Origin of the sequence: Pseudorhizobium marinum (assembly GCF_000705355.1) — a bacterium.
Taxonomy (GTDB): Bacteria; Pseudomonadota; Alphaproteobacteria; order Rhizobiales; family Rhizobiaceae; genus Neorhizobium; species Neorhizobium pelagicum.
Map to the genome: position 1 here is coordinate 234,179 of NZ_JMQK01000008.1, position 10,931 is coordinate 245,109.

Sequence of the window (10,931 nt, forward strand, 5' to 3'; positions counted from 1 at the left end):
TATGCATCGGGTGGGACTAGTCTTTTCCTAAGGCGAAGGAGACTCGTACGGTGCTTGGACGCATCCTGTTGACGTTTGGCGGTGTTCTGGTGGTGGCTTTGTTCGCCGCCCTGCTGGCGCCGTTCTTCATCGACTGGACCGACTTCCGGGTCGAGTTCGAGCAGCGGGCGAGCCGCATCCTCGGCAAGAAGGTGACGGTCCACGGCGAGGTCGAGGCCCGCATCCTGCCGTTCCCATCGGTGACGCTGAGCGACGTCCGGGTCGGCCAGGATCAGGACGGTCAGCCGCAGGTGTCGGCAGCCCGTTTCTCCATGGACATGGAACTGGCACCCTTCCTGTCGGGCGAGGCGCGCATCTTCGACATGCGCATCGAGGATCCGAAGGCGCGCGTGCGTGTTCTTCCAGATGGGACGCTCGACTGGATGCGCGGCAGCAGCGCCGATATTCCGCTGCGCACCGTGGTGATCGAAGACGTCCACATCACCGGGGGCTCCATCGACCTGATCGATGAGCAGAGCGGCCAGACGCGGCGGCTGACTGGCCTTTCTGCGGATCTGTCCGCAGGCTCGCTGGCGGGTCCCTGGCGCGGCGACGGCTTTGCCTCGCTCGACGGCGAGGAGGCTGCCTTCAGCCTCTCCACCGGGGAGGCCGACCGGATCGAGCAGAAGGTCCCGCTGCGGTTGCGGCTCTTGCCGGATTCGGCGCCGATCGCCCTGACGCTCGACGGGGACCTTGCTCTTTCGGAAGACCGCCCCGGTTACAACGGCACCTTCGCTCTGGATGTGCTGCAGGAGGAAAGCGAGGACGAGCCGGTCAATGCGCCGCCACCCGGCCCGCGCCTGAAGGGTGGCTTCGAACTCACCAACGAGCGGATAAGGATCCCGGAATACCGGCTTGAGGTCGGAGCGCTGAATGATCCCTATGTGGTGACGGGCGAGGCGACGCTCGATACCGGGCAGGCGCCGGAATTCCTGCTGACGGCCGACGGCCAGCAGATCGACGTCAATCGTCTGGGAACGGGCGAGCGCGCCAAGACCGGCCGTGATGCGGCCGCTTCCGCCCAGCGGCGCATCCAGGCGGTCATCGACATCGCCGCGCAGATCCCCATTCCGCAGGTGCCGGGGCGGGCCAGCCTCAGGCTTCCCGCCGTCGTGGCCAATGATACGACCGTCCGCGACATCCGCATCGACGTGCGGCCGGCCGGCAGCGGCTGGACCGTCGAGAATTTTGCGGCGACCCTTCCGGGCCGCACCCAGGTAGAAGCCAAGGGCGCCCTGACGCTGGAGAACCGGATTGGCTTCGTCGGCGACATGCTGCTCGCCTCGAACCAGCCCTCGGGACTTGCCGACTGGCTGTCGGGCACCGTCGATCCGGCCATCCGGCAGTTGAAGACGGCGGGCTTTTCGGCGCGCGTGAACCTCACGCCGCAACTGCAGCGCTTCGACGACCTGGAGCTTGCCATCGGCCCTGCGACGCTGCGCGGCAGCGTCGAGCGGCATGCACCTCCGGAGGCGGTGCCTTCGCTGACCCTCGACCTTGCCGGCGACGAGATCGACCTCGATGCCATACGGGCGCTTGCCTCGCTGATCACCGGCGATGATGCGGGTGAGGATGTCCTCGACCATACCGTCGCCGCCAGCCTGAAGGCCGAACGGTTCACCGCCTTCGGCGTCGCCGCCGACCGGGTGGATACGGTCTTCACGCTTTCCGAGGGACAGCTTTCGCTCGAGCGTCTGGCAATCGGCGATCTGGCCGGAGCAGCGATCGCGGCGCAAGGCAATCTGACCGGCTCGTTCTTCTCCTATACCGGCAGCGGGTCCGCCACGCTCAAAGCCGAGGATCCGTCTGCCTTCCTGGCGATGTTGCGCAACCGGCTGCCGTCGCACCCGATGCTCGACCGGATGGCGGCGAGCGCCGGCTGGTTTGCGGGAACGGACCTCTCGGCGAATGTCTCCGTCGGCGGCGAGATCAGCGGCGCGTCCGCACGGGTGACCGGAACGGTGAACGGCAGCACGGTCGAGGCGGATATCGCCTTGCCCACACTGTTCGACCTGACGGCCGGCGCCGATTTTTCGCTCAACGCCCTGCTGACGAACGAGCAGAGCCTCATCCTGCTCGGTCAGGCCGGCCTCGATCCTCTGCCGCTGGGCGACGATGGTCCGGGCCGGCTGTCGCTGGCGCTCAACCGGGAAGGCGATCAGCCGGCCACCGGCAGCCTCGCGTTCGAGACCGATGCCACGCAGTTCGAGACGAATGGATCGCTCAGCCTCGCGTCCGAAGATTTCGGCTCCGGCCGCGGTAGGATCAGTCTTCGCAGCCGCGACATCGAACCCTATCTGCTGATGTCGGGCATCGGTGTGCCGCAGTTCGGCACCGGCTTGCCCGTCGAACTCGGCGCCGAGGTCACGGTGTCGCCGCAGAGCATGGCTTTTGCGGACGTCGCGGGACGGATTGGCGGCAACTCGGTTGCCAGCAGCGAACTGGTCGTCGACCGCACCGCCCCGGATTTCTCGCTCGCCGGGGACCTGGTGCTCGACACCCTCGATCTTGCCTGGCTCGGCGAGGCGGCCTATGGCGCGCTCGCCGATCCGGCGACGGGGGGATTGTCGGACAAGCCGTTCTCCCTGCCGATCTTCGGCGCGGCGCAGGCGCAGCTTAACGTGCAGGCGAAAACGTTCCGACCGGGACTCTTCGGCGACATAGCCGATTTCTCCGGCGTCATTACGCATCGCAACGGCAGCCTTACCATCGAGGACGCCGCGGGTGCCTGGCAGGGCGGGCGGATTGCCGGCCGGCTCGCCATGTCGAACGGCGAGGGCAATGGCATCTTCCAGAGCCGCCTGACGGTAGAGGATGCCGATCTGTCTTCGGTTGTCTGGGAAAGCGGCGGTGCGCCGGTCGCCAGCGGACGGCTGAACGCAACGCTTTCGGCCGAGGCCACTGCCCAGTCGCCCGCCGCGCTGATGGCCGCGCTCAACGGCTCCGGCGAACTGCGGCTTGCCGACCTTTCGGTGCAGGGCATCTCGCCCACGGCCTTGCCGGCCATCCTGGCGGAGGTCGATCAGTTGGAGGGCGATATCACGGAGGCGCGGGTGCGCCCGATTGCCGAGCGGCTGATCCGCAGCGGCGCGCTTTCGCTCGGAACGGTCGTTGTGCCGTTCACGATCACCGAAGGCGAGGTGAGGGCGCAGAACATCGTTGCCGCCGCCGGGGATGTCAGGCTGTCGGGCGAGGCGAGGGTCGATCTTCTGGAGGAGACGCTCCGCGGCGAACTGGTCGCAGCCTATGCGGCGGGTGACGAGGGGCTGGCCGGCGGCGATGCGGCCGTGCAGCTCACCTATTCCGGCGATATCGCCGAGCCGCAGGTGACGACGTCGGTGGCGCCGCTCACAAACTTCCTGTCGCTGCGGGCCTACGAGCGGGAGCGCCGTCGGGTCGAAGCCCTGCAGGCGAGTGTGCTGGAAAAGCAGCGGCTGCGCCGCGAGGTCGCGCTCTACCGCTTCCTGGAAGAGGAGCGTCAGGCGGCCCGCGAACGGGCCGAAGCCGAGGAACGGGCGCGGCGCGAAGCGGAGGAAGCACGCCGGCAGGCCGAGGCTGCGGCACAGGCGGAGCGGGAGAGGGCGCAAGCTGCCGCCCGGGCCGCCGAAGAGGAGCTTCGTCGCTCGCAGCAGGTGGCGCCGACACTGTCCGTGCCGCCAACGGGAGACGTGTTCCGAGAGAATCTTGCGCCGCTCCAGACGCCGAGCATCCAGAACCTGCCCGGCGTGCAGCCTTAGGCCTGGTCTACGCCGGCCTTGCGATCGTGGGATGTTGGCGACTTGCCTGCTGCAGCGTTCGCAGGACGTGTACCCGGAGCGCCGACGAGAGATTGCTGTCTGGGGGGCGCGCGTCATCGACTTCGGCAATGAGGCCGGCAATGCTGATCTGCCGGTCCGTAGCCATGCGCTTCAGCTCTTCCCAGAATTCGTCTTCGAGCGAGAAGCTGGTCCGGTGGCCGTGCAGCGTTGCGGAATGTTTGCGGATCACCGGCGCCCCCATTTGAGCTAAGCCTGTCGCATGCATGCATTCCAGGCTCGTCGCGGATCAGGCTCCCGGTCAGTCCAGATCCGGCTTTTCCCGGCGGCCCTGATCAAGTGTCCGCTCCGCCTTGTCGTTCAGCGTCTTCGTCAGCGTCTTTTCCGCCTTGCTGCGGCCGAAGGTCAGGCGGTTCTGCTCCGCCTGCTTTTCCTTCTCGACCCGCTGCTTCGTCTTTCGAAACTGCCGCAGGTTGACGACATCGCCGCTCATGGGGTCTCCGACTGGGCTACTGCTTCTTGCGGAAGGAATCGAGGGACACGACGGACGCCGGCTTCTTTTCCTCGCCGGAATTCTGCTCGCCGGTTTCCGGCTTGGCAACCGAGTCGACGGGAATAGCGGTGATCTCCGCGGATGCCTGGTCTTCGTCCACCAACGGCACCTCGAACTCGAGCTCGAAGTTCACCGACGGGTCGTAGAAGCCGCGAATCGCGTTGAACGGGATGACCAGACGCTCGGGCGTGTCGGAGAACGACAGGCCGATCTCGAACTGCGTGTCGGAGATCTTCAGGTCCCAGAACTGGTGCTGGACGACGATGGTCATCTGCTCGGGATATTTGGACTTCAGATGCTGGGAGACACGAACGCCGGGCGCGCCGGTCAGAAAGGTGATGAAGAAATGGTGGTCGCCAGGCAGGCGCCCGGTGGCTGCGACCTCCGACAATACTTTGCGGATGACGCCGCGCAATGCGTCCTGTGCCAAGATATCGTAGCGGATGTGATCCTGCCCCATTCGGTTCTGTCTCTCATTCTGAATAAGTGTCGAAGCACTGCTTATGCCATGCCCGCGATGCGCGGGAAAGCGGTCGCGTTGGTGTCACTGTACATAAATTCGTCGAAAGAGAGAAGGTGAAGGCTTCTGTTGCCAGGTGCCTTCGGACCCCGCCTCAAGGTGCTAGCCAGGAGGACTTAGTTCGGGTTTCCCGCACCGCCATTAGGCAGCGAGAGCGTAACCCTTAGCGTTGTTGTCATTTGCAACTACACTTGTGACCCGATAACGGCGGTATCATGCCGAGCAAAAGTACGATCTTTACACCCTTGTCGATCCTATTTCGCCCCCATCAAAAGCCGGTCATGCTGACCGACCGGTTTTTGGTGGAGGCGCCGGGTACCGCCCCCGGGTCCAATAGGTTTATTTCATCGACCATTTATCGCCATATCCGGAGCAAGCCCCGGCAAACCAGATATAGGGCTTCCGGACGCCGCTGGGAAGGGGGATGCGTGCAATTTGCGGGCGGATTGTCATGGTGGCGTCATGTTCCGGTTCGCGCTGCGGCAAGCCGCTCCGGACAGGTGACAGTTAGCTGTAGATAGACGAAGCGCGTCGTTGGAGCCGCCGTCCATAGCCGCTACAATCGCACCATCCAGAATCGGCGGCGGCAGCATGAAGCAGTATCTCGACCTTCTCCACCATGTCCTCGAGGAGGGCACCGATCGCGGTGACCGGACCGGGACGGGCACCCGCTCGGTCTTCGGCTACCAGATGCGCTACGACCTGGAGCAGGGGTTTCCGGTGCTGACCACCAAGAAGCTGCATCTGCGCTCGATCATCCACGAGCTCCTGTGGTTCCTCCGGGGCGACACCAACATTGCCTACCTGAAGGACAACGGCGTCACCATCTGGGACGAATGGGCCGACGAGAACGGCGACCTCGGGCCGGTCTACGGCGCGCAGTGGCGCTCCTGGCCCGCGCCGGACGGGCGCAAGATCGACCAGATCGCCAATGTCGTGGAGAGCATCCGCAGCAATCCGAACTCGCGCCGGCACATCGTTTCGGCCTGGAACCCCGCGGAAGTGGACGAGATGGCGCTGCCGCCCTGCCACTGCCTGTTCCAGTTCTATGTCGCCGACGGCCGGCTCTCCTGCCAGCTCTACCAGCGCTCGGCCGACATCTTTCTCGGCGTGCCCTTCAACATCGCCTCCTACGCCCTGCTGACGATGATGGTGGCGCAGGTGACGGGGCTGAAACCGGGCGACTTCGTTCACACCCTGGGGGACGCGCATCTCTATGCGGATCACTTCGAGCAGGCCCGGCTGCAGCTGACCCGCACCCCGAAAGCGCTGCCGCGGATGCATATCAATCCGGAGGTGACGGATCTCTTCGCCTTCACCTACGAGGACTTCCGGCTCGACGGCTATGAAGCCGAGCCCAGCATCAAGGCACGGATCGCCGTATGATGACTGTTCCTGTCTCGATCGTCGTTGCTGTATCGGACGATGGCGTCATCGGCCGCGAGGGCGGTATGCCCTGGAAGCTCTCCACCGACCTGAAGCGCTTCAAGGCCCTGACCATCGGTAAGCCCGTGATCGTCGGGCGAAAGACGCTGGAATCCTTCGGCGGCAAGGCTCTGCCGGGCAGGCCGCATATCGTGGTCACCCGCAGTGCCGACTTCGTGCTCGACGGTGCGGTAACGGCTTCCTCGGTACAGGAGGCCCTGGTGATCGCGCAGCGCATTGCTGCGGAGACAGGGGCCACAGAGGTCTGCGTCATCGGTGGCGGTGAGATCTACAAGCAGGCGCTTGATGCGACGGATGTGCTGTATGTGACGCATGTCGAGACCACGATCGGCGATGGGGACACCTTCTTCCCGGACATCGACCCGGACGTCTTCGAGAAGCGGGAAGAAACGGCGCATCCATCCGGCGAAAGGGATAGTTATCCCACGCGATTTGCCGTTTACGTCCGCCGCCCCGCGACAAACTGAAACATTTCGTTACCAAACGCCCGGAACTTCCGGAACCGGCGTTGAAAGGGTCTCCCCGGCTCCCTATAACGAGACCATACAGGCGGGGAGGCATTGCTTCCGTGCGGTGGGAGAGCAAACAAAGAGGTTTTAATGCCCTGGAGCAATCAGAATGGCGGCGGCGGTCCTTGGGGCGGCGGCGGCGGTGGTGGAAACAACCAAGGCCCCTGGGGCAACGGTCCTAACCGCCCGCGTGGCGGCGGCGGCGGCGGCAATGGCGGCCCACCCGATCTCGAAGACATCATACGGCGCAGCCAGGATCGGCTGCGCAGCATCGTGCCCGGCGGCTTCAACGGGGGCGCCGTCGTCATCATCGTGCTGGTGGTGGTCGCATTCCTGGCGATCCAGTCCGTCTATACGGTGCAGCCGGACGAGCGCGGCGTCGAGCTTCGCTTCGGTCAGCCGAAGGAAGAAATTTCGATGCCTGGCCTGCACTTCCACTTCTGGCCGTTCGAAACGGTGGAGATCGTGAAGGTCACCGAGCAGCAGCAGAACATCGGGGCGGCCGGCAGTGCACAGTCCTCCGCGGGCCTGATGCTCTCCGGCGACCAGAACATCGTCAACGTTCAGTTCTCGGTGCTCTATACGGTCAACGAACCGAAGGATTACCTGTTCAACCTGGAAAATCCGGCCGGCACCCTGCAGCAGGTGGCCGAAAGTGCGATGCGTGAAGTGGTCGGTCGCCGTCCGGCTCAGGACGTCTTCCGCGACAATCGCGAGGAGATCTCCACGGAAGTGCGCGCCATCATCCAGGGCACCATGGACACCTACGGCTCCGGCATTGCCATCAACGCGGTTCCGATCGAGGATGCGGCGCCGCCGCGCGAGGTTGCCGACGCGTTCGAAGAGGTGCAGCGCGCCGAGCAGGACGAAGATCGCTTCGTCGAAGAGGCCAACCAGTACGCCAACCAGCGGCTCGGTCAGGCCCGAGGCCAGGCGGCCCAGATCCGCGAAGAGGCGGCAGCCTACAAGGATCAGGTCGTCAACGAGGCACAGGGTGAAGCGCAGCGCTTCATTTCGATCTACGATGAATACCAGACGGCTCCGGACGTGACGCGTCAGCGCATCTTCCTGGAGACCATGGAGGCTGTCCTGAAGAATTCCGAGAAGATCATTGTTGAAGGCGGACAGGGCGTCGTGCCTTATCTCCCGCTCAACGAGATCAACAGAACAGCCGGTCAGCGGCAGCAGGGAGGCACCCAATGAGCTCTCGTCTCCCAGCTATCCTTATCGGCATCGCGGTCGTTCTCTTCCTGATCTATTCGTCGGTCTTCGTCGTCAACGAGCGCGAGCAGGCGGTGGTCGTTCGCTTCGGTGAAATCCAGGACGTGAAGAGCGAGCCGGGTCTCTACTTCAAGCTGCCGTTCGCATTCATGGATGCCGATCGGGTGCAGTATGTCGAAGATCGCGCGCTTCGCTTCGATCTGAACGACATCCGTGTTCAGGTCCGCGGTGGTGCGTTCTATGAAGTCGACGCTTTCGTCGTCTACGAGATCAGCAATCCCCGCCTGTTCCGCCAGACGGTCTCCGGCGACCGCGAGGCTGCCGAGTCGCGGCTGCGTACCCGTCTCGATGCGGCCCTGCGCCGTGTTTACGGTCTGCGCGATTTCAGCGCGGCTCTTTCCGAAGAGCGTTCGCAGATGATGCAGGAAGTCGGCGAACAGCTTCGTGACGCCGGCGAATCGCTCGGCATCACGGTGCGTGACGTGCGCATCAGCCGGACCGATCTGACGCAGGAGGTCTCGCAGCAGACCTTCGAGCGGATGAAGGCCGAGCGCCTTGCGGAGGCGGAACTGATCCGTGCCCGCGGTAACGAGCTCGGCCAGACCCGCCGCGCCGTCGCCGACCGCCAGGTCGTCGAGATCGTCTCGGCAGCGCAGCGCGACTCGGAGATCATCCGAGGCGAGGGCGATGCCGAGCGGACGCAGATCTTCGGCGAGGCCTTCGGGCGGGATCCCGAGTTCTTCGACTTCTACCGGTCGATGACAGCCTACGTCGAATCGCTGGTGGATACCGGCACGACGCTGGTCCTGTCGCCCGATTCGGCGTTCTTCAAGTTCCTGAACAATCCGGACGTGGAAGCAGGGGCTGCCGCCACGCGGGCCCGGAACGCGGCACCGGCGCCAGCCGGGGCGCTTCCCGCCGCTCCGCCTCCGGCCACTCCGGAAGCATCCGTACCGGCGACGCCGGCAGCCCCGGGCACCGGCGGCTAAGATCCAGAGAGGCGGCTTCGGCCGCCTCTTTCTTTTCAAGCGTGCCCGTTGCAGTCAGTCTCTGCACATTTCTCACGAAAAGGTAATTTCGCCGGTCTTCATTCCGCCCTATGTTGCGGCGACAGTCCGCGCGAATAATACGGTGCGGCCGCCCACGGTCGGGCATGCTCTACAGGGAGGCCAAATGGCTCAGTCGGTTCTATCGTCCTTGAAACGGTCCGTCGCGGTTTTGGCCATTGTTTCCCTGGCCGCGAGTGCCGCGGCGCAAACGCCGGCGCCACCCGCGCCATCGGCAGAACCGGCCCCTCCGATCGCACCTGCACCCCCGCCGCCTGGCGCCCCTCCGGCCGGCGAGACGGTCGAGCCTCCGGCGGCTGGGGACGGCGTCCAGCCGGATGCCATGCTGCCGGCGCCCCCCACCGCGACACCGACCGTCAACATCCAGCCATCGCCCGGTCCCGTGACCGGCGGTCCGGCCTCGATCGCAGACCTGTCGGAAGGACTGCTGGACGCCGTCGTCAACATCTCGACGTCGCAGAGCGTCGACAACCGCGGCGCCGGACCGCAATCGCCGCAGGTCCCGGATGGCGCTCCCTTCGAGGAGTTCTTCGACGACTTTTTCGACGGCGAGGGTGGTGAAGGCGGCGAGGGCGGCGGCCAGAAGGTCAATTCGCTCGGCTCCGGCTTCGTCATCGACCCTTCCGGCTACGTGGTCACCAACAACCACGTCATCGAGGATGCCGACGACATCGAAGTCGTCTTCCCGAACGGCAACAAGCTGAAGGCGACGCTGGTCGGCACGGACCCGAAGACCGACCTTTCGGTTCTGAAGGTCGAACCGAAGGCGCCCCTGACGTCGGTCCGCTTCGGCGATTCGCGGCAGATGCGCATTGGCGACTGGGTGATGGCGATCGGCAATCCGTTCGGCCTCGGCGGCTCGGTGACGCTCGGCATCATTTCTGCGCGCGGCCGCAACATCAACGCCGGCCCCTACGACAATTTCATCCAGACCGACGCTGCCATCAACAAGGGCAACTCCGGCGGGCCGCTTTTCAACATGCGCGGCGAGGTCATCGGCATCAACACGGCGATCATCTCGCCGTCGGGCGGATCGATCGGCATCGGCTTTGCGGTGCCGACAGAGCTTGCGGAAAACATCGTCAACCAGCTGATCGAGTTCGGCGAGACCCGGCGCGGCTGGCTCGGCGTGCGGATCCAGCCGGTCACCGACGAGGTGGCCGAAAGCCTCGGCCTCGACCGGGCTCGCGGGGCGCTGGTGTCGGGTGTCGTCGAGGGCGGCCCGATCCAGAATGACGCCATCCGCGCCGGCGACGTCATCCTGACGTTCGACGGCCGGCCGGTGGGCGAAATGCGCGACCTGCCGCGGGTGGTTGCCGAAAGCCCGGTCGGCAAGGAGGTCGACGTGGTGGTCCTGCGCGACGGCAAGGAAGAGACCGTCCAGGTGACGCTCGGCCGGCTGGAGGACAGCGGCGAAGAGGTGGCCCAGACGGACGAAGAATCTGTCGTCCCGGACGACAGCGATCCGGCGCCTGACAGTGGCGCTCCCGACGAGCAGAGCAGCGAGGAGCCCGGCGAGCCGGTCGAGATCCTCGGCATGACGGTGGTTGCACTCGACGAAGAGCAGCGCCAGGCCTTCGGCATTGCGGAAAGCGTCGAGGGTGTCGTCGTCACCGCCGTCGCACCCGGATCGGCAGCGGCCGAGAAGGGCATGAAGGCGGGCGACGTGATCGTCGAGGTCGGCCAGGACTTCGTGGATGCGCCGGCGACCGTCAGCGAACGTGTGGATGCGCTGAAGGCCGAAGGTCGGCGCAATGCCCACATGATGATCGCCGGCCCGGACGGCGCCTTGCGCTTCGTGGCGATCCCGGTCGAGTAGAG

General features: G+C 65.2%; 9 protein-coding genes and 1 other RNA gene. 6 read left to right on the forward strand and 4 right to left on the reverse strand.

The genetic code is table 11. The features are described from left to right. Positions 1–50 precede the first annotated feature (50 nt). A complete protein-coding gene (locus tag EO99_RS0111965; protein WP_029618878.1) occupies positions 51–3,776 on the forward strand; it encodes an AsmA family protein in 3,726 nt (1,241 codons plus the stop codon). Between the two features lie 7 nt (positions 3,777–3,783). On the opposite strand, the gene EO99_RS0111970 is transcribed toward EO99_RS0111965, so the two are convergent. From EO99_RS0111970 to ssrA, 4 genes are all read right to left on the reverse strand, one after another. Further along, a complete protein-coding gene (locus EO99_RS0111970) occupies positions 3,784–4,026 on the reverse strand; it encodes a ribbon-helix-helix domain-containing protein (protein WP_029618879.1) in 243 nt (80 codons plus the stop codon). 69 nt (positions 4,027–4,095) lie between these two features. Beyond that, positions 4,096–4,287, reverse strand: a complete 192-nt coding sequence (locus EO99_RS0111975) for a DUF4169 family protein (RefSeq protein WP_029618880.1) — start codon at positions 4,285–4,287, stop codon at positions 4,096–4,098. Between the two features lie 16 nt (positions 4,288–4,303). Then, the gene (locus EO99_RS0111980; RefSeq protein WP_029618881.1) at positions 4,304–4,807 is read right to left on the reverse strand and encodes an SspB family protein; all 504 of its coding nucleotides are present in this window, start codon (positions 4,805–4,807) and stop codon (positions 4,304–4,306) included. A gap of 115 nt (positions 4,808–4,922) precedes the next feature. Then, positions 4,923–5,290: a transfer-messenger RNA gene (gene ssrA, locus EO99_RS26630) on the reverse strand. A 168-nt stretch (positions 5,291–5,458) separates the two neighbouring features. Here ssrA and EO99_RS0111985 point away from each other — a divergent pair. The 5 genes from EO99_RS0111985 to EO99_RS0112005 all read left to right on the forward strand — a co-directional run bounded on the left by EO99_RS0111985 (position 5,459) and on the right by EO99_RS0112005 (position 10,929). Then, positions 5,459–6,253, forward strand: a complete 795-nt coding sequence (locus EO99_RS0111985) for a thymidylate synthase (RefSeq protein WP_029618882.1) — start codon at positions 5,459–5,461, stop codon at positions 6,251–6,253. Beyond that, entirely contained in the window at positions 6,253–6,780 is a 528-nt protein-coding gene (locus EO99_RS0111990) for a dihydrofolate reductase (RefSeq protein WP_029618883.1), read from the forward strand. Before EO99_RS0111985 ends, EO99_RS0111990 begins: the two co-directional genes overlap by 1 nt. 132 nt (positions 6,781–6,912) lie before the next feature. After that, positions 6,913–8,025, forward strand: coding sequence for an FtsH protease activity modulator HflK (hflK, locus tag EO99_RS0111995; protein WP_029618884.1), 1,113 nt, complete (start codon positions 6,913–6,915; stop codon positions 8,023–8,025). After that, the gene (gene hflC, locus EO99_RS0112000) at positions 8,022–9,032 is read left to right on the forward strand and encodes a protease modulator HflC (RefSeq protein WP_051679819.1); all 1,011 of its coding nucleotides are present in this window, start codon (positions 8,022–8,024) and stop codon (positions 9,030–9,032) included. Before hflK ends, hflC begins: the two co-directional genes overlap by 4 nt. A gap of 184 nt (positions 9,033–9,216) precedes the next feature. Continuing rightward, on the forward strand, positions 9,217–10,929 hold the full coding sequence (locus tag EO99_RS0112005; protein ID WP_029618886.1) for a Do family serine endopeptidase: 1,713 nt from the start codon (positions 9,217–9,219) through the stop codon (positions 10,927–10,929). Positions 10,930–10,931: the final 2 nt, after the last annotated feature.

Coding starts and splice junctions, on each gene's coding strand:
- EO99_RS0111975 (WP_029618880.1), bottom strand. CDS start 4,287: ATGAGCGGCGATGTCGTCAACCTGCGGCAGTTTCGAAAGACGAAGCAG.
- EO99_RS0111980 (WP_029618881.1), bottom strand. CDS start 4,807: ATGGGGCAGGATCACATCCGCTACGATATCTTGGCACAGGACGCATTG.
- EO99_RS0111985 (WP_029618882.1), top strand. CDS start 5,459: ATGAAGCAGTATCTCGACCTTCTCCACCATGTCCTCGAGGAGGGCACC.
- EO99_RS0111990 (WP_029618883.1), top strand. CDS start 6,253: ATGACTGTTCCTGTCTCGATCGTCGTTGCTGTATCGGACGATGGCGTC.
- hflK (WP_029618884.1), top strand. CDS start 6,913: ATGCCCTGGAGCAATCAGAATGGCGGCGGCGGTCCTTGGGGCGGCGGC.
- hflC (WP_051679819.1), top strand. CDS start 8,022: ATGAGCTCTCGTCTCCCAGCTATCCTTATCGGCATCGCGGTCGTTCTC.
- EO99_RS0112005 (WP_029618886.1), top strand. CDS start 9,217: ATGGCTCAGTCGGTTCTATCGTCCTTGAAACGGTCCGTCGCGGTTTTG.